Source organism: Scopulibacillus cellulosilyticus (assembly GCF_042665295.1).
Lineage (GTDB): Bacteria > Bacillota > Bacilli > Bacillales > Sporolactobacillaceae > Scopulibacillus_A > Scopulibacillus_A cellulosilyticus.
Map to the genome: position 1 here is coordinate 112,761 of NZ_JBHTCO010000020.1, position 22,462 is coordinate 135,222.

Consider the following 22,462-nt stretch of genomic DNA (forward strand, 5'->3'; position numbering starts at 1 on the left):
CGTTCTTTTTGAAACGATCTTTTTTTCAATCCAGTTTTTTTACAGATATTGTTAAGAAGCAATTTGTTAAAGAAAGTTATTACTTTTCTGTTTTAAATTTGGCCATTTTGTACTTTCTTAAGCGTTTGTTAAACTTCTTAATCATTTTTAATAAATGGGCGTCCCGTGTATTTTCCATCAAATAACCTTGTTTATTAATATACTTATGATAATGAATGATAATAGGCTTTGCCTTTGTGCCTTTGTATAAAATTTTTGGGTTTAAATGATAATTCATCTCTTTAGGGAGTTCATCAAAAGGAATATCTTCTGTAAAATAGGCTAAAGTCAGTGCAGCTTGTTCACAAAAAAAGAATTTATCAAGAAGATGTTTATTTTCAATTAAATCATGGACATACTTTTTCCATGTTGAAAGAAAAGGGGGCAGAATTTTTTGTGGAAATATAAGTACGCCGGCATTGCAGTACCAAATCATCGGCTTGCCTTTAAAAGATGCCTTAAAATTTTTTGCCGGGAAAGGAAGATTGAAATGAGAGAAAAGTTTTTCAAACGTATCATGTGAAACAGTTGCCTTGCCTGCCATTGCAGCCTGAAATTTTTTACCGTCAATATACTTTAAAGGATCTTGAACAACAATAGTATCGCAGTCCATCAGTATTACTGTATCATAATACGCCGTTTCCGATAATTCAAAAAATCTAAACTTGTTTGAAGGCGCATGTTCTTTGCTAAAACGTTTAACGACCCGAACAAACACTCCCCACTCCCCAAGCTCATCTACAAAAGATGGATCCGCATCTTCCACCATACACACAACTATATTTGCCCCCGCCATACTTCCGCCAAACCAACGAATGGACTGAACTAATCTTAAAGCTTGTTCACGATATTTAGCACTGTTTTCTGCCACACACCCGATTAACAAACGGCCTGCTTTACAAGATTTTTGATGTTGACTCAATTGATTTCTAACATGGCTTGAATATAAAGGATGTTGCCTTTTTTTTACAAACCCGAAAAAGTTTTGCTCCCACTTTACACAATACAAATCGTGTCGATCGCTCATCTTTAAGATAGTATCAATCGTTTGTTTGTTACAGCGCATCCCCATCGTAGCATGGATCTCATCCAATTGATCTGACTCGTTCGGATTATCATATAGCGGCGTACTGAGAATAATAACCCCATCTGGATGTAAAACATTTTTGAGTTTCTTCCATATATCCTCCATTTCAAATACTGGAATATGTTCAATGACATGATTTAATATAATAACATCATAAATGTTCTTTTCGCTTAAGTCTTTAGCTTCTTTCATTTCTAATTTTACTTTAGGATCTGAATAATGTTTTTTGGCGATTTTCAGAGCATCAGAACTAAAGTCGATACCATGATAATAATCTATCTTTTCCCTAAGAAAAAATGGAATTAATTCACCTCTTCCAAAACCGATTTCCAGCACCCTTTTATCTTTAAGATGACCAATAAGGGATTCTATAAACTTAAATGTATCTGCAAACCGCTGATGTACTTTATTTTCTTTATAGTCTTTAAAACCTGATAGTCCATAATCTTTGTTTGTTAATAAATCTTTGCCGCCCAAAAAATAATTTTCATTATATTTTTCGTTTAAATGTCCCACCTGCTCATTCCCCCTTTAAAGTACGTTTCCCGGGACTTTCATAAGTTGTGTACTTTTTTTTGAGTAAAACATCTGTCCAAGCTTTATTAATAATTTATTCGTAAAAAGGCTATTCAGAAACTTGTCTTGCTTTAAACAGGCTGATGTTTAGGCAGCAAGAGACGCCTTAAATGTGTCTGCACAAATGGGTTATTCATATAATTCTTCATACATTTCACGAATGAACTTTTCGAAATACTCCGAATCAATCAATTCGGGTGATTCGTCTGTTTTAAGAATAAGCTTGTAGAGTGAGGCAATGTCTTTTGGTACATCCTTTTCCTTTAATAAATCCTCAATAGTTGATTTACTGTGTTGAAGTTCTGGTTGAATAAAAGAATCAACAGTTTTTTTTATTTCCTTGGAGCAGGGCAAAATAATATCAATTTTCTCTGCTGCTTTTTTTATCTTATTTTCCCAATTGTCTATAAAACTATCATAATGAATAAGCGTTCTATTTGAACCTATAGACGAGTGCAATGATGACAGTGTATACAGCCCCCAGATTTGAAATGATTTTATCTTAGAGAATCCATTTCTCTCATTAAGGGAATGAGCGACGTCTAAGGGATTCCTTACAACAATCACATAAGTAGGACTGATATTTAATTCCTGAAAAAACTCTTGCCACATTGGAAGAAGTAAACTCGTTCTGGGATCCTTCCAGCCCCACAGCCTCTTATCAATAAATTCATTAATAATAATTTGTTTTAAGCGTTTTTTATGAAGGGCTATATCCTTCCTTTTCCACCATTCCCCAGGCAGCGGCACTTGTGTATCCCATGATCTTGAGAACTTCTTAAGTATTTGCTGCTGTCTTAGCATGATTTCTTTATGTTCCCAATACCCTTCTTGATTGAACTTCTCTCCTTTTATGATTAAGTCTGAATCATTTCCAAGATCAACACCTAGTAAGTTTAAGCACCTCGTAATCATCGATGTTCCGCTTCTATGCATCCCTAATATACATACCGCTTTCGATTGCCCTCCCATTGCCTAATCCCCCAAACTTGCAAATAAGTACTTTTGTATTACGGTATGAATACAAATATCACATCGTTCCGTTACGAATGGTATTCTGATGTTCAGGCAAGTTATTAAAGGTTCTGTATAATTAAGTGCTCCTTCACCGCAGCATATTCAAAGGCGCAGCGCCGCTTCTCGCCGTAAAACTGCAAATTAGCAATTTCTTAAAGTTTGAAAAGAGGATCACTTCGATCCTCTTTTTCAGGTTATCGCATAGTCAATTCTGAGTTTAATACTCGTTGGCTGGGATTTACCCTGCCATTGTCTCTGAATCCCCAACTTGAAAACTGTACTTCTTTATTACTTAAATTGGATCTGAATTGGACTTCGTATTGAGCTTCTCCACTTACATCAACATTGAGAACAAATGCAGACGATTTAGGATCAATAGTTAAAAATCCTGTATCAAATATTTTACGTTTCGCCCCATCGAGATGAAAGACCTTTGCCCTCACAACCGCCGTGCTTTTGCTGTTATTCAAAAACTTTAGATTAATAGTTGCAGAAGGTGTACCAGTATTTTCAATTGGCCCTGTGGTAAATTTCGGCATTCTATCTACCCCCTTTAGAAGATCTAGGGTGCATTCTGCAAATATGAACGGCCCTGTTATATCGTATTAATTGTTTCTTCATCCTGTATAGATAAATGATAGTAGAAAAGTTCCCATTTCTGTGATCTTTGATCGATAGATATTTTTCAGGTATTGCCGGGCACTTAAAGTATGAAAATAAGCCCGGCAATTTTAGGCTGGGCTTTTAATCACTGTTTAGTTCAGCATATAGCTTTCAGTTAACTCTTTTGGTTCTAACCATTCATAATAAGTTTGATGCCGCTAAATAAAATGATAATAACAATCAATACTCGGATGATAGAGGAAGGAATCTTTTTCGTTAGTTTACTAGCGATAATCGTCCCCGGTATTGAACCAATTAAAAGGTTGCCTGTTAAGACATAATTTATATGTCCGTAACCTGCCATAAGGAGACCGGTAACCAAAACAAGAAAAAAAGCGTGAACAATATCAGTTCCAACAACTTCTGAGGATTTTCGATTGTAAAAAAATAGTATGAACAAAGCAAAAAGACTTCCTGCTCCTACTGAAGTTATTCCGACAACAGCTCCTATTACCATTCCAGCAATGATAGTAATATTTCGCTTCTCTCTAATTGGCTTTAGTCTCCAAGGACTATTAATTTCACGAAAAAATACGAGTTGAACTAATGCTGTCAGTGATACAACTATGAGAACAATACCAAGAAATAAAACGATTAATTTCTCACTGTAATAATCAGATAAAAAGAAGTAGAATATTAAATTCGCAATAACTGCAGCAGGTAAACTGCCAAAAGCTAAATATTTTACTAGTTTAAGATCCACTGTCTTTTGTTTAACATGTTGAAAGGCAGCAAACATTTTTGTAATTGTATTGTAGGCAAAATCAGTACCAATGGCTATGGTGGGGTTAATTCCCAAAAAAATCAGAAAGGGAGTAAGTAAAGAAGCCCCTCCAACTCCGGTCAACCCAACCAAGCCGCCAACTATAAAGCCTATAATAATAATTTCAATACTCAAACGATATACACCTCAAATGTCTATTCAGTTTTTAAAAAAAGCATATTTAAAACATACCCCCATAAGGAAGATAGCGTATTTTATCATATGCGATTAATAAATGGCTTGATATAGGTCATTCACAAGAATGAAAAGTTATACAGTGCATACGAAATAAAACCGGTTCAAACACTTTAGTTTGTAAAGAGTGAACCGGTTATTTCATATTGAACAGCATGACATTCCTTACGGGAACTTTTTAAACTTTCTCGACATAATCAGGGTTTGCAGTGATATAATTTCCGCTTTTGAGCTTATACATTTTGGAACCGCTGACTGTTAACGTATCAACTACAGTAAATACCTCATCTTTGTGAACAACACCGGCTTTGGCGTTCCAATCAGGCTTATTATAATACCAAAGTGAATCGGCTTTGACACGTATTAAAAAGGTTCCAGCGGTTGATTTCCTTTTCAGCCCAAAGGCTTTTTCCAGACCGTTTACGTGACCGCGGGCAACCTCTGTAATCCACGAAGGATCCTTCATTTTAGCTGCGTCGTTTGCATTATCAATGAAACCATTCTCTGTCAGCACCGCAGGCATGGTTGTATCTCTTAAAACATCAAGGTCCCCTTTCTTTTCGCCACGATCGTTTAAGTCGTTGACCTTGATCACTGCTGTATGAATGTCATCACGGATTTGACCTGTTTCTGATCTATTGGATAAATCGATATAAATGTAGTCTTCATATCCCTCTCCGCCGCCGGAATTAATATGAATACTGAGGAAAAAGTCAGCCCCCCACGCATTGGCTTCATCTGTCCGTTGATTTAAAGTTGGATAGGTATCACCAGTGCGGGACATTTTAATACTTACATCGCTATATTCATCAACTAAAATATCATGGATATTTTTTGAAATTTCTAAAGTAATGTTTTTTTCTTTGAGACCGTTTCCTTCTGCGCCAGGATCACTGCCTCCATGACCCGGATCTAAGAAAAGTTTAAATGTCATAATAAAATTGCTCCTTAATCTTAATAGACTTTAATATATCTTATTTAGGAGACTTTTATTTTGATTATGCTTTAGTAATGACTGAGGCAGTTATTAAAAACTAATTTTTAAAAAGTAAATTCATTTGTTTTGCTAAAGCTGTTCTGCTAAGTTGTCATAATGAATCCAAATTGAACTACTCCCACCTAGCCCAGCTTGAGATGGGAGATTCTAGTTAAAGAAACCTAGAACCCCCTCCGTTCAACAAGAGGGTACAACTATACCTACTATCCGACGTATTCCTTGCGAATGACCTACTTGTGTCCCCTGTCTAAGCAAGCACAAGAAGGTTCACCATCTTCAAATAAGCATAGAGGTTTAATGCGGCACTCATTATAATGCACCCAGCTCCTAGAATAGCCATCTGCTCCGGTGACTAGAGTAAAAGACTGGTACAATGGTGCTTTGATTGATTTAATCATAAGTTGATATTAAGCCAATGATTTAAATAACTTTTTTCGTTCATTTTCTGTGAGATGATGATCATGTAAGTTGATACTTTGATGAGGGGTATTGACATTGAAAAGTGNGCCTTCCTATAGTGAATGCGGCGGCTTGATGAATAGATATACCAAATTTGCGCATGTATTTCAGTTTTCCGGCGACAGGTGTATACCAAAGAATGGAACGCATAACGCTTGGTCAGGTTGAAAGTTTACAGCACACCATTTAATTCATGAATGAGATAGCAAGACAGCTCGTTTTTATAGATTCTTTTCGAAAAATAAGCCTTTTTCATTTTTGCCTCCCAACAGGAACATATGTTCTAAACCTTAGCCTTATTATAGATGATACAGCAAACAAAGGCAAGAACGAAATGTCAAAAGCCCCAAAACATCCGATTCATCCCCCACCTAGCAAAGCTTGAGGAGGGGGTCTTCTCGGTTAAATGATAAAAAATTAAATTTTTCGAAAAGGGCATACATATTATTCCTTTTTGACTCCGCTTAAACGTTTTTTAAAATCATTAATCGATTGATAATATTTTTCTATGGCAGACAAATTATTAACCACGGTTCCGCAATGTGGACACTGGATATTTGCGTTCTGAGTGACAATTTTCTCAGGCTTAACCTTATAAGGATTATTGCATTTCCTGCATTCAAGGATCGTGAATGTATTTTTCAATAATATCCCTCCCGATCTCCCTTTTTATAAAATCTTATTCAATAAAAAGAAGAAAAATATCCGTACATTCCAAAAAAGGAAAAAATAGGACATCAGGATCTTATCTCTGCCGGATTAAATTAGCCTTGAACTAATATAAAGAAACACCTCCTGAATCTTATTTTATAAATAATGTTCAGGAGGTGTTCTTTGTCCCTTTTTGTCACCCTATATTGTAATAAAGATTATTTTTTCATAAGTGATTTTATTTACTGTTTGAAAACATGGTGGCCGATAACTTCTGTTGTTGGCAGATGATCTAACCAATGGTCTGTGGCAATAGATGGATTATAAAAATAAAGCGAGCTGGTGACATGCCCTCTGTTAGCAAAGGCTTGGTCAACGGCCTGATAATCAGCTTGATCAGGTGTATTATTAATCATGCCATTTTGAACAGGCGTGAATTGGCCTGGTTGATAAATGACATCTTGAATCGTGTTTGGAAATGCCGGACTGTCTACCCTGTTAAGAACAACGGCAGCAACGGCTACTTTTCCTGCAAATGATTCACCGCCTGCTTCAGCATGAACAAGTTTGGCCAAAAGCTCTCTATCATAAGACGTAGAAGCAGTACTCGACACGTTGGAAGAGTTAGAAGTACCAGAAACGTTGGCAGCACTGGAAATATTGATATTACTTCCGGCATAAATGTCATTTTCATTTGAAATTTGCGGATTAAGATTTAGAAGACTTTGTACAGTTGTATGATTGTTAATGGCGATTTTGGATAAATTATCACCCGGCTGAACAGTGTAAGCAAAGCTTTGAGCGGCAGGTACAAGGACTGCAGCTGCTACGATTAATGTTGACAGTAGTTTTTTCATTTTTTATCACCTAACTTTTTGTGATTTTACTAATTTGAATAGTAAGTTTAAATGGAATTATCTGACTCGAGTAGATAATCATATTTTGACGATATATATGAACTGATCAGCTTAATAAAAATAATATGTATAAATTTCTACAATCTTTATCATTGCGTCGACTAAATTATACATAATAAGAATTAATTCTTTTTAAACTTATACTAATTTATAAATGGTGACAACAGTATCTGACATTATTTAACCTATCGTTATCGACTTGTAACGTTTTAGAAATAATAGAAAAACTCCTATAACTTATCTCCGTTATAAAGTTTTCGACCTTATGATTGAAGTTGATTTAGCAATTAGATTAATATCCATAGACAAAAACCGCCTGTGTTAATACAAGGCGGTTTATTAAGAAAGTAAATTTGTTTAAAAATTCTATTCGCAAATCATATTTGTCCGGAGGCTGGAGATGACGGGTTTCCAGTTTGACCTTGGTCAGCAACATCCGGATCAAAATAATTATTAAAACTTAGTGAGTTTGACGGAGAGAAGTCCCCAAATGCCAGGCAAGGACCTACCGCCTTAGAGTTGGCAGTGTGGCTGTTTTGGATTGTCGGGCCGATATCAACATTACCGTTTTTTGAGACGCCGTTGATCTTCATATTAAAAATATTAATACCATAGGGCATCATATCACCTTTTTCGGTCTAAGTGTCTTCCTACAATTAGTTTATAAAATATCACGCAGCTTGTATGGTTAAATCTCTTGTAACAAATGAACCAATTTTTCCATTAAAGAAAACTCGCCTTTCGGCGAGTTTCTAATATTGCTGCTTCCCTAGTTCCTGTGATCTTATTGTTGCTTCCTTAACCGCTTCAAAGAGCGCCTTTGACAGCTGGTTATTCTCTAATGCCTCCAGTCCTGCAGCCGTAGTGCCGCCCGGGCTGGTGACTTTTCTTCTCAATTCCCCAGGGTCAACATCTAAATCTTTCAGCATTTCGGCAGCTCCGACGATCACCTGACGTACAAGTGCTTTTGCCGCTTCCTGTTCAAGCCCTAATGTTACAGCCGCTTGTTCAAGGGACTCAACAATTCTGTAGATGTATGCGGGACCGCTGCCTGCAAGCCCGGTAACAAGGTGCAAGTCTTCCTCATCGACAATAGTTGTCGTACCAATAGCTGAGAAAATTTCTTCGGCAATGCGAAGGTGAGAATCGTCAGCATTGGCTCCCCGAGCAATTCCCGTCGCTGATTCACCTACTGTTGCCGATGTATTCGGCATTGCTCTTACAATCGGATTTTGTGTTCCAAGATAATCGGAAATTTGTTTTGAAGAAGTACCGGCAAGAACGGAAATAATCAACTGATTATTTTGTAAATGTGACCTGAGGTGATCTAAAGCTGGAAAAAGGTCTTTTGGTTTCATAGCCAAAATAACGACTTCAGATTGATCAATCAACTCTTTTATTTCCCGGTCGTGGTTAACACCAATGCCGTAGTTATTATTCATGTATATTAAACGCTCGTTATTACTTTTATTCGTTACAAAAATACGTTCTTTTGGACAGCCTGTATTTATAAGTCCGGTAATAATAGCCTCTGCCATATTCCCAGCCCCGATAAACGTGATAGTATGCTTCATTATGATTCATTCGCCCCCTGCTTAAGTTTCCGAACAATGCAATGTATTTGTAATATTATCCCCACTTTACGGCCGCTTGTCAATCCTATTTATTCATAAACTTCCGGATATGTATGTTTACTCCGTCACTTTTAATATTTAAAAATCATATTTTATATTAACTCTATTAAAAACGAGGTGTACGTGATGGCATTTTTAAGCAACGGCAACCCTTGTCCTTTCCATTACGTGGCCTTGGGTGATTCTCTAACAGTTGGTGTCGGCGCGGGAATTTTTAATCCGGGTTTTGTAAATGAATACCGGCTTATGGCGGAACAGTCTCTGCAAAGGCCCATTTCATTCAATATTTTTGCTAAAACTGGTACTACCTCTCAGCAGATTTTAGACAGCTTATCTTTGCCTGAAATAACTTCGCACATATGTCATTCTGAAATTATTACCCTTACAGCCGGAGGAAATGATCTTATAAAATCCGGCAAGAATTTTTTAATGAATAAAAATGAGGAAGTTCTTGAAGAATCTCTGAGCAATGCAACGGCTAATATTTCAAAAATCATCGATACAATACATCAAATCCATGCAGACAAGAACCAACCTTTTATCTTGAGATTGTTTAACATATATAATCCATTCCCAAAGATAAAATTTATTGACCCCTGGCTTCAACAATTTAATGCTCATCTCGCAAGTTTCTCTAAACAACCCCACATTGAAGTTGCCGATATATATACCGCCTTTTCCGGAAAACAAAACTTTTTGCTATCATTAGATCATATTCATCCTAATATCAGAGGCTACCACGTTATGGCACAAACTGTAAATAATTTAGGATATGATGGATTAATTAATAATAAGTAAAAAACTCTCCTTAAAGGTTATTCATGGTTAAAGGAGAGTTTATTTTTATTTTTAATAGTGCCCATTAGTGCCCATTAGTGCCCATTAGTGCCCATTAGTGCCCATTAATAATTTTTAAAAAAGATTCGAACGATATTAAAAAAAGTTATTAATTGAGGTGCTTATCTAAGGATATAAAAAGAAATTGATTGAAATTGTTGAAGAGATTAGGAAAGTGATCTCCGGCTCTCTTTACTTATGGTATCATAATCGCTTTTTTTCTTGCCAGGAATAGAGCAACGACTTATTGCCTTATTAACTGTACCCCATCTTGTTCTATAACGAACTCCCCATTACTTTCCTCTAACAACAGAAATTAAATGGTTATTTAGATATATCTTTTCACAATATAATGTGGGAGGTGATAAAATGCCAAACCAAAACAAGAATCGCGCTCAACAAAATGCAGGAAACCAAAATAACAAGAATCAAAATGCAGCAAATACAGTAGCAAATACAGTTAATACCGGGACCCAGGCTGTTTTTAACGCAGCTCAAAATACACTTGAAGCAACTAAAAATATCGCTACAAATGCTGTTGATCAAACCGCTCAAGCCATTAGTAATACAGCCCAAAATACTACTGGCAACAAACAAAATCAACAAAAAAATCAACAACAGCAATACCAATAATATTACATTTATTATAAAGTGCCATCTTGAAGATGGGTACTTTTTAAAGAATGAAAATATGTCTAGTCAATAAAAAGGGGACGAACAAATGACAGTCATTAACCAAGTGAAACAAACAATAGCCAGTTTAAAAAGTGCTCACGCAAGTTTAGAAACATTTGCTTTAGGAACCGACAACCAACAGGCGAAACAGCTTTATCAAAATGCTGCTCAACAAACTAAAATGATTTGTGATCAACTTGAACCACGACTTCAACAAATCCAACAAGAAGAACCGCAATATAACCAATAGTCCTCAAAAAATTGAAATAGACATTAAATGACATCAAATCAAACCGATTCTCTTTTTATTTTAGGGAATCGGTTTTTGTCGATATTAGCTTGATGGGCATGCGGTAATTTAAAAAAAAGATTGCCATTTAGGCAATCAAATTAGTTTAAACAAATATATTCTTATTATTATCTGTTATTTAACAGCTTTTTTGATCTTCCTGATATTTTTCTCGGCCTTTCTGATATCCTTATCTAATTCTTTGAGAAAAGATAGCGCTTTGTTAAGTTGTTTTGCCAATTTAAATACACACCTTTACTTTGATCTCGGAGGATGTCCCCGTAAATATAATTAATGCAGAATGCCGATCATTTGAAACTAATAAATACCCTGATCTATTTGTTACTTTTTTATAGCGCATGGCAAAATACATTTTTCACGTTAGTTAAAGTACACGTCTTATTTGAGTGATTGATTCAGGAGCGATGTTGTTGCCGTATCAATGAATGAGTCAACGGTATTATCTGTTTTTGTACATAAAGCGGGGCCCGTTTTGATTAATTGCTACTCTAAATGGTCTTCTCCAAACGGAACGGTGTCATTACCAGTATTTGCGACATAAGCTTGATTATCATCGTGCATAGGAGGATCGATTGCTTCCAATAAGAGCTCCAATACAACTCCCTTTTTTATTGCTAGTCGTGTGATCCGTTCAATAAAGCCTGTGTCTCCTGTTGCTGCAGCAACCTCCAGGATAGAAGCAATAGCGTTTTCAATCCTGGCTGCAGCTCCTTTAAAATCATTATTCGGATCCATCATTTCTCTAAGCCTCCTTATCCCTATTCAGGGACTTATTGTAAGTTAATGGGCGCATCAGTAATAACAAGTCGTGCAACAATTGCGATTATATTTCAGATATTTCGAAAGCTTTGATAGCATCCTCGATCAAAAATTCCAAAACAATTTCCTTTTTTATTGTAAGTTTTAATAAATTCTCTAGTTTATTTGTAAATATTGATAATTGTTCCGGTGTTAGGTCATTCTCGTTAAGCATCTTGCACTCGGTATTGATTGCGTCTGCTAAAGCATTTTCCATATCCGCTGCTGCTCCAATAAATTCATTAAGGTTTCTCCTCAAACGATTTTTTTGGGCATCAGCAGGAGTAAAATTGTCCTCCCGATGCCTATGATAATATTTTCTGGTAAAATAATAATCGTTATTGAATAAGGAATCGTTATTAAATAAGGACATCATGGGCACCTCTTCGGCCTTTTAGTTCAGTCTATGGGGTCCAATATTTAATTGATTGGGCTATCTTCATAACCTTTTAAATTCGTAAATGTCGAATGTTATTTCCTTTTCTTCAAGGATGATCCATAAATTAATCCCCCCATCCAAAGATACGGGGAATTAGATTAATGTGGTTTGGTCAGAGTGGCGGCTTAAAATATAAAGAAAAAAACAGGCATATTGAATACCCGTTTTTTCCTTATTATTTTCTAGAATATTTATCTTTTTTTATTTTACTTTATTGCCGCGGCCTTTCGTTGCTGCTTGTTGTGATGATCAAGCATCTTAAACATACCGCCATAGAGAGCGGCGCTTATAAACGCAAATCCGCCTAAGATGATAAATGTCCAGGAATAACCGAACCATACAGTCATGGGAATTGCTAATGGTGCGATTGAACGGCCGATTGAATACCTTAGGCTTGCAGCGGCGAAATATTGCCCCCTCATATGTTCAGGTGCAAGCTTGGAAACAAAGCTTTCCTGTATGCCTGTTACCATTAATTCCGCTGCTGTAAAGATAGCAACCGCTATGATTAAAATCCAAACATTTACCGTATGACCGAAAATAATGATTCCTATCCCGTATAGCAAAGCTGAGCCGATAAAAACATTTCGTTCACGATATTTTGTCATCCATTTTGTCATAAATACGGTTAAAAGGGAAACAAGTAAGCCATTTTCTGAAACAAACCAGCTAAACGCATGCTCTCCATCTATCTTAATTGACCATCCGCCAATGGATATTAAATTTTGGTTAGGGACATGATCTGTAGAATATACAGCCATTAATAAGTCCAGCTGCATAAATGTTTGGGCTACAAGAATACCTGCGATAATAAACATTAGAAAGACTTTATCAGTTATAATGATCTTGTAATCAGCAAATTGCTGAAAAATATAATGGGTCCATTTCCCCCGCTCACCTTGCGGCCCCTTTTTTTCACCTTTACTTTCCGGTGTTGTTTCACGAATAAATTTTTGTAAAACAATCGTTAAAATAATACTGATAATAAGACAAACAACAAGGAGTTCAAAGCGGTAATTGAAAAAGAATATTCCGCCCAAAATAGGGCCAAGGACAACAGATATATTAATAGATGTATAAAAAACGGCAAATACCGATGCCCGGTGACGTTCAGGTACGACGTCCGCAACCATGGCATGACTTGCCGGCATATATAATGCTCCAAACAAACCTAAAGCTGAAAAACTAATAAAGGTAAGGACTGGCGATGTCAGCCATGGTGAATTGCCTAAAGCAAAGAAAATAAAACAAATCACGTTGCCGGCAGTAGAGAGTACCATCATTCGTTTTCTTCCAAAATGATCGGCGCAGTAACCGCCGATCAAACCAACAATGACACCAATGACTTGAGAAACGATAAGTAACAAACCTGCTTTTTCCTTGCCGAATGTATTTGAGAAGTAGATCGACATAAAAGGAAAGTACATCCAAAACAGCAAATTGCTGATGCCTTCGCCTAATAGCCGGATTTTAAGGTTTGTATCCCAATCTCTCCATCTCATCGTCTTTCTCCTCCCTTGTATGATGACTTTAAAAAGGTATTAAAGTGACAAAATTATGCCATATAATGCCTTCATCATCGCAAAGGAGACAAGACCGGATAAAAACAAAAAAGGCCCTGATAGACGCACTTATCCCACGTCCATCATAGACCGCAAATGTTAAGTCTAAAGAGGATCATGGTCACCCCGCCGCATGATGATGTAAGGCAGCATAAATAAAACCCACCATAGAGGATGTTTAAAATTCCGGGAAACAGGTGCTCCTGCGCCGTAGCATATTCGGGGAAGTGTCTCTAACTTCTCGTCGCAAGGCTCAGGATGATGTTAAGGCAGCTGCCTGGCTGTCGAATTTCTTCGTTGCGTCGCCGCTCCGGTTCTCACGTAGGTTCTGACTACGTTCCGATCCTCGCAGCTTCCGCGCCTCGAACTTCTCGGCCCTGTTTGTCCTCATTGTAAACAAAACTCAATGTGAATTTTCCTTATTCTGCAAGCACCACATCATGGACAAAGCAAACCATAGTTCCAGCTCCAATCCTGCTTGAATACTACCAATTTATCACATTTTTAAAAAATTTACAATCATTTTTTTCAAGGGGTCTGACCCCTTGAAATTGTGGATATTGTTGATAATGTGGGTAACCGCCTTTTCTTCATTTTAAATACCGTTATTAATGACCGGTAATACCCATTGTTGATAAATATTCTTGGCTTCTTGTTCATTCTTAGTGCCATGGATGAGCGCACGGCCATCGCGAAAAACAACAAGCCGTTTGTCATTTAAATAAATGTTAATAAGAAAGTCATTGGCTTCAACCTGCTGATTTGTATGTTGAAACTGTTTTTTCAGCTGTTCGAAATCAATGTGAAACTCCTTGCCAGGTCTAATTTGAACGGTATCCCTGCCGCATAAAACTGTCGTCCTGGTGTTTCTATTAACATTTAAATACGGGTATACAGGATGCCTGCCGCAAGAGGGACAGTCTTCCCTTTTTAATGTATTGACTTTAATGCTTGACCACTCATTATCCCATAAATCCGTAAATAAGAGTGTTGACCGCAATGATGTAAAATCTTCAACTAAAATTTTTAACGCCTCAGTCACCTGTTGAGAACACACCCACTGAACAACCGGACCAATCACACCTACCGTATCACATGTATCACCATTAAAAGGAACCTTCCCCATTAGGCACTCAAAACAAGGTGTTTCACCGGGAATAATGGTATAGGTTATCCCTGTACTCCCCACACATCCGCCATAAATCCATGGAATATTGTACATTTGCGAAATATCATTAATATACATCCGGGTTTCGAAGTTATCTGTCGCATCAATGATGACATTTACGCCTTGTATCACAGCTGAAATGTCTACCCCGAAAAAGTCAGCTACGACCGGGGTCAAATTAACTTCAGAATTGATCTGCTTTAAGCGCTGACAGGCAGCCACTGCCTTAGGCATTCTTAATCTGGCATCTTCTTCAGTATAAAGCTGCTGACGCTGCAAATTAGACCATTCCACATAATCTCTATCAATGATTGTTACCTTCCCGACGCCGCTTCTGACCAACATTTCGCAAGCGCCCGCACCCAGGGCCCCGGCGCCTACAACGAGTGCATGTTTGCTCCTGATTTTTTCCTGTCCATGGGCACCAATCGGTTTAAAAAGCTTTTGCCTTGAATATCGATCAGTCAACGACACTCATTCCTTCTACAGGACTGCTTGGCGTCGCCTGAAGCTTCTTATCTATCCGTCCTGCTTCGAATCCCAAACGCCCCGCTTCAATGGCCAGTTTCATTGCTTTTGCCATTTTGACCGGGTCCTGTGCACCTGATACCGCACTATTCAGGAGCACACCATCCGCACCAAGCGCCATTGCCATCGCTGCATCAGCAGGTGAGCCAATACCGGCATCAACAATCACTGGGACATCTACTTTATTAATAATATATTGAAGATTAGTAGGGTTTAAAAGACCAAGGCCGGAACCAATTGGGGAAGCCCCAGGCATAACCGCGTGTACACCTAAATCAGCAAGCCTTTTTGCAAGAATGACATCATCAGAAATATAAGGCAGAACGATAAAACCTTCAGATAAAAGCGTTTCACATGCTTTATAAGTTTCAAGCGGATCAGGGAGCAATGTCTCTTGATCACCTATGACTTCAACTTTAATCATGTCACACAAACCGGACGCTTTTGCCAAGCGGGCAATCCTGACTGCTTCTTCAGCATTTGAAGCACCTGCCGTATTTGGAAGCAGTGTATATTGATCAGTATCAATCAGCTCTAAAAAATTAGGCTGATTGGCGTCAAAAATATTCATTCTCCGAACAGCAAAGGTTAAAATATCTGTTTCAGATTCAAGGACCGCTTGTTTTTGTACATTAAAATCAGAAAACTTGCCTGTGCCTAATAACAACCGTGAATTAAACGTTTTATTTGCAATTTTTAACATATTAACCGCCTCCTACGAAATGAACAATTTCTATTTGATCGCCTTCATTTAATGACTTGCTTTTATAAGTCTCTCGATCGATAATTTCTTTATTTTTTTCAACAATGGCCAGTTTATTTTCTATATGAAAATGGGTTAATAGTTGGTCAATCGTTGAAATACTTTCCGGAAGATTAATGTTTTTGCCATTGACTCTGACATTCAACGCATTGTCACCTCCTTATTCAGCGTTAATAGTCTGCTGGCATTAAAGGGAGCCAGTTCAGGCACATCTTTCCCGGTCATTGCCATTTGGGCAACCAGCTTACCTGTAATAGGGCTTAATAAAATACCATTGCGGTAATGACCCGTCGCATACATTAATCCATCAAACAATGTATCCCGCCCGATAAATGGCAATCCATCATTAGTCTGCGGCCTTTGTCCGCTCCATACACGGTTAAATGTTGCTTCACTCAGTATCGGTAAAATATCTATCGCCTGTTTGAGGAGCGATTGGACCCCGCCCGCTGTTACCGATTGATCATAATCATAGGGTTTCATAGTGGCCCCGATAAAAATTTCTCCGCCCCTTTTTGGTGCAATATAGCATTTCTCAGAAAACAATGTTGACTTTAACGCTGAAGATTGCGTCGTTACTGAAACGACCTCTCCTTTAACCGGGTAAATATTAATATGCGGTTGATGAGAAAACCATACTTGGCTCCACGCACCTGTTGCTATAATCACCAAGTGACTATAATAAGTACCTGCTGCTGTTTTCACACTTTGAACACGGCCGTCTTTAATTTCTAAATCCAAAACGTCTGTATATTCACGAATTTTTGCCCCGTAATGCATAGCCCCGCGCGCTAAAGCATTGGTTAAATCAACAGGGTGGACTTGACCTTCATTTGGAAAATATAGTCCGCCTATAACAAGATCAGAAACTGCCGGCACTTTATCGAGGATCATGCGCTGGTCACCTAAAATAACTTCTTCGCCATTATCTTTTTGCCACTCTGCAATTTTTGTAAGGCGTTCGAGTTCATCAGGTGTAAAAGCAAGTTTTAACGCTCCGCTCTTCGTATAACCAATGTCAATGCCCGTCAAATCTTTCAACTCTTCCGATAAATCAGGAAACAGATCACGGCTCTTTCTTGCTAACTGAAATAATGGACCTTCTTCTTCTATTTCTGACTGAACCCCAAGCATTCCTGCCGCAGCACTGGATGCTTTTTCGCCGATACGATCTTTTTCTAAAAGCAAAACACTATGCTTCTTTTTAGCCAGGTAATAGGCGATTGAACAGCCGATGACACCTCCGCCAATGATGATCACATCATGAACTTTTCCCAACACTCACTCCTCCTTTAGACAATTTACATATTTTAGGCACATGCCGCCGGGATCCTCTGCATTCATAATTCCCGACATAACAGCCGCACCTTGTGCCCCTGTTTGTCTTACTTTATTGATCGTTTCCGGATAGATGCCTCCAATGGCTATCACCGGAATTGATACTGATTTAACAACATCTGATAGCAATGACAATCCCTTCCCCGCAAGGCCCGGCTTACATGAAGTCGGAAATACATTGCCATAGAAGAGATAATCTGCATTTTGCTTTTCCTTTTTCACTGCTGTTTCTTTTGAATGAACGGAACACCCTACAATTAAATCGGGATAAAGCTGTTTAACCTTATTTGGAGCTTCACCCGATTCAGGAAGATGCACGCCTTTTAGACCTAATAATCCTGCGGCTTCGACATATTTATTGGCTATTATTTTATTTTTTGGTATTCCGTGATTCAGGAGAATTTGAACAAATTGAATATAATCCTTTTGTGAGAGCTCTTTTTCCCTAACATGTACCGCTGTGATGAAAGGGATGATGGCCCTTATTTTCGATGCCGCTTGGTATGCAGAATCCTTGCCCGTCGTAATAACATGAAGTTCTCTCACGCTTTCACCTTCTTAAAAAATAAAAAAACCGTTTTCTTTTCTATAAAAGAAAGCGGTTGACTATTTCAACTAGACGTACAGTTGTAATATTTAGCGCTCCACTTTCCTACGCTGGTACAAACCAGATCAGGTTCTAGAGTTCGGAAAATATCCGTCTCAGCCAATTACGGCACCCCTAGCAGAGTTCATTAATTATATGACTGTTAAGTTAAGATTAACACAAAAGGATATCTTTGAAAATACCTTTCAATAAGTTTTATCTATAATATTAATAGATAAATATCAGAGTTAAAAAATGAAAGCTGTCTTACAATGATAAGACAGCTCAATAAATAGTCACCTTTAATTTTCTGCTCGTAATCAAAAAACAGAGAAGTTACCTTGCATGCGCCTCTTCCGTATACGATGATGCTGATGATGCTGGTGACTCTGATTTCTGTTTAGCTTTTTTAAATTTCACGTTAAAAATAAAATTCAACACAATCGCTGTGACACTGCCGGCAACAATGCCGTTATTAGTTAAAAGCTGAATACCGCTTGGCAGTTTTGCAAATAAGTCCGGCTGTACAGATACTCCTAAGCCTAAGCCTACCGAACAGGCAATGATCAATAAATTTTCATGACGATTAAAGTCTACATGGCTTAACATCCTAATACCGCTTGCGACAACCATACCAAACATAGCAACCATAGCCCCGCCTAATACTGAACTTGGAATCAAAGTGGTAAATGCAGTAATCTTTGGGATAAATCCTAAGGCTACCATGATGAAACCACAACCAACAATAACTTTCCTTGATTTAACTTTAGATAGTTGAATTAACCCGACATTCTGCGAGAAAGTTGTATATGGCAATGCATTAAATAAAGCGCCAATAATTGTTGCCAAGCCTTCTGAACGATAGCCGCGTTCAAGTGCCTTATCGTCTAAAGGCTGCTCGCAAATCTCACTTAATGCAAAAAAGACGCCGGTCGATTCTATCAGACTAACAATGGCAACAATCGTCATTGTTAATATCGCGCTAAAGTGGAATGACGGTACGCTAAAGTGCAACGGTTCAAGAATGTGGAACCAACTTGCCTCTTTAACAGGTGTCAAATCAACCATGCCCATAAAATAAGCAACAATTGTACCGCCAACTAACCCGATTAATATTGAAATAGAACGTACGAACCCTTTAAATACCCTGTTCATGACAATGATAAAAAGCAGAACTCCAAATGAAAGTGAAAGGTTTTTTAAGCTTCCAAAATCATGTGAACCCTGTCCTCCAGCCATGTTCGTAATAGCCGTCGGGATTAGCGTTATGCCAATCACTGTAACAACTGTTCCAATCACAATAGGCGGAAACAGTTTGATCACTTTACCAAAAAACGTTGCAAGAATAAATACAATAATACCTGATACTAGAATTGCACCGTAAATTCCCGAAAGACCAAATTGTTTGCCAATTGCGATCATCGGCGCAACTGCAGTGAATGTACATCCCAGGACAACCGGTAAACCTACCCCTAAAAATTTATTCTTCCAAACTTGAAGCAATGTCGCAATCCCGCTCGCCGCCAAATCAACTGAAACAAGATAGGTTAAGTCTTTTGCATCCATACCCATCGCCCCGCCGATAATCAGCGGGACAATAACTGCTCCTGCATACATAGCTAAAACATGCTGAATGCTCAAGGATAATAGTTTTCCAGGCTGAAGTTTCATAGTTAAAGTCTCCCCTTTTATTAGCGAGCCGCCTCATCGACAAATGTCACAACATTATTTTCTAAAGATGCAATTCGTGCTAAAGAATAGACTTTATACCCTTCTTCATCAAGTTTATTTCTGCCGCTTTGGAATGCCTTTTCTATCACAATGCCGATTCCGGCGACATTCGCTCCCGATTGTTCAACCAAACGGCACAAACCTAAAGCCGCTTCTCCTTTTGCCAGAAAGTCATCAATAATCAGCACTTGATCATTACTTGATAAAAATTTCTTTGAGAGATAGACTTCCTTTTTCTCTTTCTTTGTATACGAGGTAATCTCAGTCGTCAGCAGATCCTCTCTCAATGTCAGTGATTGTTTTTTTCGGGCAAAAATAACTGGAACATCGAGGATTAATCCTGCCATTACGGCCGGTGCGATACCGGATGATTCAATTGTGACAATTTTGGTAATCCCCGCTGCTTTAAATTTATCTGCAAAAGCTTGACCAATTTCTTTCATTAGATGCGGATCAATCTGATGATTTAAAAAACGGTCAACCTTTAATACATCACCGTCAAGAACTCTTCCTTCTTCTCTAATACGCTGCTTTAAAAATTCCACACAGCTGCCTCCCTTTTTTGAAATAGAAAAAGCCCAAGGGTTGTCTATCTCTATAATGAGTGAGACTGCCCTTGGGCTATGTTTTAACAAAATAAAACAAAAGGTGACAGAACACCTTTGTTTATATCCCACTCGTAGTCAGATTATTTACGGTAATCCGGTAGAGACTTGCGGGCCATATTCCCGCGATTATACGAGTTCAAATTATGTCGTTTTTTGTATTAATATTATAACTTAATTGAAGCAAGCTTAACAAGACTTCTTTGAAATTAAGAACGATGTTTAAATTTTCTGTTGATATTGTTAAAGACAAAAAGGATTGTATTTATACCTGCCAGTGAGGCGGTGTATTTTTGTCCCAATAAATCTTACCTAATTCATGGTGAACTTGAAAGTTGTCTTCATTGGTATGGTAATGAAAATTGAACCAATATCCTTCCTTCGGCGGATGGTCGCGTCTTACATGGAACTTAATCCACTCCTTGCCGTTACGGCTGTCATAAAAGTGGAGAATTCGTTCACCGGTGCCGCCGGCAGGGTCATTGCTGACTTCCAAATGCCTTAATAAATTTTCATTTTTGTTCTTTTCAACCATTGAAGCTACAGCATGGCCAAATTTAGGAGCAATATCATTTTGATAAGTGTCCCCGATTTGTTTGCCAATAACAGGACCAAACTTTTTCATCCCTTTATTAACAGCTTCTTCAGTCGCAAATGATTCTAACGCTTTAGTTATCTCTTCTTTTGTTTGACAATCCATTACAATGTCTTGCCAGCTTAATGCTTCGCTCTTTTCTTCAGCCGGCTTTTCAATATCATTTATTTCTTTTGATGAAAGCTCGGGAACTGAAGCTTCATTTGATTCTTCGTGTATTTTTTCACCTGTTGGTTTGTTTTCTGTATGAAGGTACGATGTTGGCACTACTGTTCCGAGTGTTAATATCGCGACAAGTACAACAAGTGTTTTTCTAAACCACAGAGGCATTTTTAAAACCTCCTTTAATAGCCTTATGTCTTTATTTTCTCACAAAACGGGTCAAAAGGCTAATAAGTAAATAACATGTGAAAATTACAACTCATCAAAACCATTTTCATCGGTGACTTTAGTATATTGTCTCGATTTTTGTTCAAAAAAATCACTTTTGCCCATATTAACGTCTTGATATGCTTTAATCCATTTCAAAGGATTCTTGGTTGGCGCTTGAGGAAATGGCTTAACATCAAATCCCAGCTTGCGGATTTGCAAATTAGCCATAAATTGAATATAGGCTTCAAGGTCAGACATTAAGATTCCTTGAATCTCGTTCCCTATGATATATCTGCCCCAGTTGATTTCTAATTCTGCCGCCTTTTGAAATGTTTCAACAGCAAACCTTTCTAATTCCGCTGTATTATATTTTGGATTTTCATTCAATGTTTCTTTAAAAATCTCTGCAAATAATCTAACATGCTGGTGCTCATCACGGTTAATATAGTTAATCATCGTTGATGTGCCAACCATTTTTTGATTCCTTGCCAAGTTGTAGAAAAAGGCAAAACCGGAATAAAAATTAAGCCCCTCCAAAATAACATCATAAATAATAGATTCTAAAAATGTTTGTGTCGATGGATGATCAACAAAGTTTTGATAGCCGTTGACTATAAAATCGTTTCTCTCGCGCAGTACCGGGTCATGCTTCCAATACTCAAAGATCTCATCTTGCTTTTGTTTGGTTGTTACACTGGATAATACATATGAATAGCTTTGATTATGAACGACTTCTTGAAAGCTAAGCACAGTCATCAGTGCCGATAAACTGGAATCTGTCAGGTAATCTGCAATTCTATGAGAATAGTCCGTTTGAATCGAGTCCAAAAAAGCAAGCAGACCTATAATTTTATTAAAGGTGTCATGTTCCTTTTCAGATAATTCATTTTTGTATTGCTTTATATCGTTGGACATATTGATCTCAAATGGTGTCCAGAAGTTGGCAAGCATCGTTTTATAAAGACTGTACGCCCATTTAAATCTCGTATCATCCCAGTTTAAGACATTTGAGCTTTTGCCGTTAATAATACCTGTTGATGCATTAGGGGCTGTCGGGTCGTATAATTTTCTTTTCATTAAATGTGACATTGATTTTTTCTCCTTTTATATAAAAGTTCAAAAAGGAGGACAAACAGTGCCAAGTAGTTCGAGGCGCG

Annotated in this window: 24 protein-coding genes, 1 pseudogene and 2 riboswitches; of the genes and pseudogenes, 3 read left to right on the top strand and 22 right to left on the bottom strand. The window is 37.7% G+C overall.

Annotated elements, in window-relative coordinates:
• Nucleotides 1–79 precede the first annotated feature (79 nt).
• From ACFQRG_RS15725 to proC, 10 genes and pseudogenes are all read right to left on the bottom strand, one after another.
• Nucleotides 80–1,642 (bottom strand): methyltransferase domain-containing protein, encoded by a 1,563-nt coding sequence (locus tag ACFQRG_RS15725; protein WP_380967734.1) that lies wholly within the window; start codon nucleotides 1,640–1,642, stop codon nucleotides 80–82.
• Between the two features lie 189 nt (nucleotides 1,643–1,831).
• A complete protein-coding gene (locus tag ACFQRG_RS15730) occupies nucleotides 1,832–2,674 on the bottom strand; it encodes a sulfotransferase family protein (protein ID WP_380967736.1) in 843 nt (280 codons plus the stop codon).
• 239 nt (nucleotides 2,675–2,913) lie between these two features.
• The gene (locus ACFQRG_RS15735; protein ID WP_380967738.1) at nucleotides 2,914–3,258 is read right to left on the bottom strand and encodes a hypothetical protein; all 345 of its coding nucleotides are present in this window, start codon (nucleotides 3,256–3,258) and stop codon (nucleotides 2,914–2,916) included.
• 254 nt (nucleotides 3,259–3,512) lie between these two features.
• Nucleotides 3,513–4,280 (bottom strand): sulfite exporter TauE/SafE family protein, encoded by a 768-nt coding sequence (locus tag ACFQRG_RS15740; protein ID WP_380967739.1) that lies wholly within the window; start codon nucleotides 4,278–4,280, stop codon nucleotides 3,513–3,515.
• A 238-nt stretch (nucleotides 4,281–4,518) separates the two neighbouring features.
• The gene (locus ACFQRG_RS15745) at nucleotides 4,519–5,274 is read right to left on the bottom strand and encodes an N-acetylmuramoyl-L-alanine amidase (protein ID WP_380967741.1); all 756 of its coding nucleotides are present in this window, start codon (nucleotides 5,272–5,274) and stop codon (nucleotides 4,519–4,521) included.
• Between the two features lie 470 nt (nucleotides 5,275–5,744).
• Nucleotides 5,745–5,928 (bottom strand): annotated as a pseudogene (locus tag ACFQRG_RS15750) (hypothetical protein); the annotation flags it as partial.
• A 312-nt stretch (nucleotides 5,929–6,240) separates the two neighbouring features.
• The gene (locus tag ACFQRG_RS15755; protein ID WP_380967743.1) at nucleotides 6,241–6,441 is read right to left on the bottom strand and encodes a zinc-ribbon domain-containing protein; all 201 of its coding nucleotides are present in this window, start codon (nucleotides 6,439–6,441) and stop codon (nucleotides 6,241–6,243) included.
• A 248-nt stretch (nucleotides 6,442–6,689) separates the two neighbouring features.
• Nucleotides 6,690–7,304 (bottom strand): cell wall hydrolase, encoded by a 615-nt coding sequence (locus ACFQRG_RS15760; RefSeq protein WP_380967745.1) that lies wholly within the window; start codon nucleotides 7,302–7,304, stop codon nucleotides 6,690–6,692.
• A 437-nt stretch (nucleotides 7,305–7,741) separates the two neighbouring features.
• Nucleotides 7,742–7,984, bottom strand: a complete 243-nt coding sequence (locus ACFQRG_RS15765) for a spore germination protein (RefSeq protein ID WP_380968021.1) — start codon at nucleotides 7,982–7,984, stop codon at nucleotides 7,742–7,744.
• A gap of 132 nt (nucleotides 7,985–8,116) precedes the next feature.
• The gene (gene proC / locus ACFQRG_RS15770) at nucleotides 8,117–8,938 is read right to left on the bottom strand and encodes a pyrroline-5-carboxylate reductase (protein ID WP_380967747.1); all 822 of its coding nucleotides are present in this window, start codon (nucleotides 8,936–8,938) and stop codon (nucleotides 8,117–8,119) included.
• 186 nt (nucleotides 8,939–9,124) lie between these two features.
• Here proC and ACFQRG_RS15775 point away from each other — a divergent pair, with 186 nt between their 5' ends.
• From ACFQRG_RS15775 to ACFQRG_RS15785, 3 genes are all read left to right on the top strand, one after another.
• Entirely contained in the window at nucleotides 9,125–9,796 is a 672-nt protein-coding gene (locus ACFQRG_RS15775) for a GDSL-type esterase/lipase family protein (RefSeq protein WP_380967750.1), read from the top strand.
• A gap of 408 nt (nucleotides 9,797–10,204) precedes the next feature.
• Nucleotides 10,205–10,468 (top strand): hypothetical protein, encoded by a 264-nt coding sequence (locus ACFQRG_RS15780; protein ID WP_380967752.1) that lies wholly within the window; start codon nucleotides 10,205–10,207, stop codon nucleotides 10,466–10,468.
• 88 nt (nucleotides 10,469–10,556) lie between these two features.
• A complete protein-coding gene (locus ACFQRG_RS15785) occupies nucleotides 10,557–10,760 on the top strand; it encodes a DUF1657 domain-containing protein (protein ID WP_380967755.1) in 204 nt (67 codons plus the stop codon).
• 543 nt (nucleotides 10,761–11,303) lie between these two features.
• Here ACFQRG_RS15785 and ACFQRG_RS15790 read toward each other — a convergent pair.
• From ACFQRG_RS15790 to ACFQRG_RS15845, 12 genes are all read right to left on the bottom strand, one after another.
• A complete protein-coding gene (locus tag ACFQRG_RS15790) occupies nucleotides 11,304–11,558 on the bottom strand; it encodes a hypothetical protein (protein ID WP_380967758.1) in 255 nt (84 codons plus the stop codon).
• A gap of 85 nt (nucleotides 11,559–11,643) precedes the next feature.
• A complete protein-coding gene (locus ACFQRG_RS15795) occupies nucleotides 11,644–11,994 on the bottom strand; it encodes a hypothetical protein (protein WP_380967761.1) in 351 nt (116 codons plus the stop codon).
• A gap of 269 nt (nucleotides 11,995–12,263) precedes the next feature.
• Nucleotides 12,264–13,559 (bottom strand): MDR family MFS transporter, encoded by a 1,296-nt coding sequence (locus ACFQRG_RS15800; protein ID WP_380967764.1) that lies wholly within the window; start codon nucleotides 13,557–13,559, stop codon nucleotides 12,264–12,266.
• Nucleotides 13,560–14,214: 655 nt separating this feature from the next.
• Nucleotides 14,215–15,255 carry a MoeB/ThiF family adenylyltransferase gene (locus tag ACFQRG_RS15805; RefSeq protein ID WP_380967767.1) on the bottom strand — a complete coding sequence of 347 codons (1,041 nt, stop codon included), beginning with the start codon at nucleotides 15,253–15,255 and terminating at the stop codon, nucleotides 14,215–14,217.
• A complete protein-coding gene (locus ACFQRG_RS15810) occupies nucleotides 15,248–16,018 on the bottom strand; it encodes a thiazole synthase (protein ID WP_380967769.1) in 771 nt (256 codons plus the stop codon). Before ACFQRG_RS15810 ends, ACFQRG_RS15805 begins: the two co-directional genes overlap by 8 nt.
• 1 nt (nucleotide 16,019) lies before the next feature.
• Complete coding sequence (gene thiS, locus ACFQRG_RS15815; protein WP_380967771.1) at nucleotides 16,020–16,223, bottom strand: sulfur carrier protein ThiS; 204 nt, start codon at nucleotides 16,221–16,223, stop codon at nucleotides 16,020–16,022.
• Nucleotides 16,220–17,356 (bottom strand): glycine oxidase ThiO, encoded by a 1,137-nt coding sequence (thiO, locus tag ACFQRG_RS15820; protein WP_380967773.1) that lies wholly within the window; start codon nucleotides 17,354–17,356, stop codon nucleotides 16,220–16,222. Before thiO ends, thiS begins: the two co-directional genes overlap by 4 nt.
• A 3-nt stretch (nucleotides 17,357–17,359) precedes the next feature.
• Nucleotides 17,360–17,962, bottom strand: coding sequence for a thiamine phosphate synthase (locus tag ACFQRG_RS15825; RefSeq protein WP_380967776.1), 603 nt, complete (start codon nucleotides 17,960–17,962; stop codon nucleotides 17,360–17,362).
• Between the two features lie 86 nt (nucleotides 17,963–18,048).
• A riboswitch (TPP riboswitch) is annotated at nucleotides 18,049–18,149 on the bottom strand.
• 189 nt (nucleotides 18,150–18,338) lie between these two features.
• Nucleotides 18,339–19,673 (bottom strand): nucleobase:cation symporter-2 family protein, encoded by a 1,335-nt coding sequence (locus ACFQRG_RS15830; protein ID WP_380967778.1) that lies wholly within the window; start codon nucleotides 19,671–19,673, stop codon nucleotides 18,339–18,341.
• Between the two features lie 20 nt (nucleotides 19,674–19,693).
• Entirely contained in the window at nucleotides 19,694–20,278 is a 585-nt protein-coding gene (locus tag ACFQRG_RS15835) for a xanthine phosphoribosyltransferase (protein ID WP_380967780.1), read from the bottom strand.
• Between the two features lie 115 nt (nucleotides 20,279–20,393).
• Nucleotides 20,394–20,495: riboswitch (purine riboswitch) on the bottom strand.
• 108 nt (nucleotides 20,496–20,603) lie between these two features.
• Nucleotides 20,604–21,263 (bottom strand): YpjP family protein, encoded by a 660-nt coding sequence (locus tag ACFQRG_RS15840; RefSeq protein WP_380967782.1) that lies wholly within the window; start codon nucleotides 21,261–21,263, stop codon nucleotides 20,604–20,606.
• 84 nt (nucleotides 21,264–21,347) lie between these two features.
• Nucleotides 21,348–22,394 (bottom strand): ribonucleotide-diphosphate reductase subunit beta, encoded by a 1,047-nt coding sequence (locus ACFQRG_RS15845; RefSeq protein ID WP_380967784.1) that lies wholly within the window; start codon nucleotides 22,392–22,394, stop codon nucleotides 21,348–21,350.
• Between the last annotated feature and the right edge of the window lie 68 nt (nucleotides 22,395–22,462).

Coding starts and splice junctions, on each gene's coding strand:
- ACFQRG_RS15745 (WP_380967741.1), bottom strand. CDS start 5,274: ATGACATTTAAACTTTTCTTAGATCCGGGTCATGGAGGCAGTGATCCT.
- ACFQRG_RS15765 (WP_380968021.1), bottom strand. CDS start 7,984: ATGCCCTATGGTATTAATATTTTTAATATGAAGATCAACGGCGTCTCA.
- ACFQRG_RS15830 (WP_380967778.1), bottom strand. CDS start 19,673: ATGAAACTTCAGCCTGGAAAACTATTATCCTTGAGCATTCAGCATGTT.
- ACFQRG_RS15760 (WP_380967745.1), bottom strand. CDS start 7,304: ATGAAAAAACTACTGTCAACATTAATCGTAGCAGCTGCAGTCCTTGTA.
- ACFQRG_RS15735 (WP_380967738.1), bottom strand. CDS start 3,258: ATGCCGAAATTTACCACAGGGCCAATTGAAAATACTGGTACACCTTCT.
- ACFQRG_RS15800 (WP_380967764.1), bottom strand. CDS start 13,559: ATGAGATGGAGAGATTGGGATACAAACCTTAAAATCCGGCTATTAGGC.
- ACFQRG_RS15780 (WP_380967752.1), top strand. CDS start 10,205: ATGCCAAACCAAAACAAGAATCGCGCTCAACAAAATGCAGGAAACCAA.
- ACFQRG_RS15795 (WP_380967761.1), bottom strand. CDS start 11,994: ATGATGTCCTTATTTAATAACGATTCCTTATTCAATAACGATTATTAT.
- ACFQRG_RS15785 (WP_380967755.1), top strand. CDS start 10,557: ATGACAGTCATTAACCAAGTGAAACAAACAATAGCCAGTTTAAAAAGT.
- ACFQRG_RS15840 (WP_380967782.1), bottom strand. CDS start 21,263: ATGCCTCTGTGGTTTAGAAAAACACTTGTTGTACTTGTCGCGATATTA.
- ACFQRG_RS15790 (WP_380967758.1), bottom strand. CDS start 11,558: ATGATGGATCCGAATAATGATTTTAAAGGAGCTGCAGCCAGGATTGAA.
- ACFQRG_RS15845 (WP_380967784.1), bottom strand. CDS start 22,394: ATGTCACATTTAATGAAAAGAAAATTATACGACCCGACAGCCCCTAAT.
- ACFQRG_RS15810 (WP_380967769.1), bottom strand. CDS start 16,018: ATGTTAAAAATTGCAAATAAAACGTTTAATTCACGGTTGTTATTAGGC.
- ACFQRG_RS15775 (WP_380967750.1), top strand. CDS start 9,125: ATGGCATTTTTAAGCAACGGCAACCCTTGTCCTTTCCATTACGTGGCC.
- proC (WP_380967747.1), bottom strand. CDS start 8,938: ATGAAGCATACTATCACGTTTATCGGGGCTGGGAATATGGCAGAGGCT.
- ACFQRG_RS15730 (WP_380967736.1), bottom strand. CDS start 2,674: ATGGGAGGGCAATCGAAAGCGGTATGTATATTAGGGATGCATAGAAGC.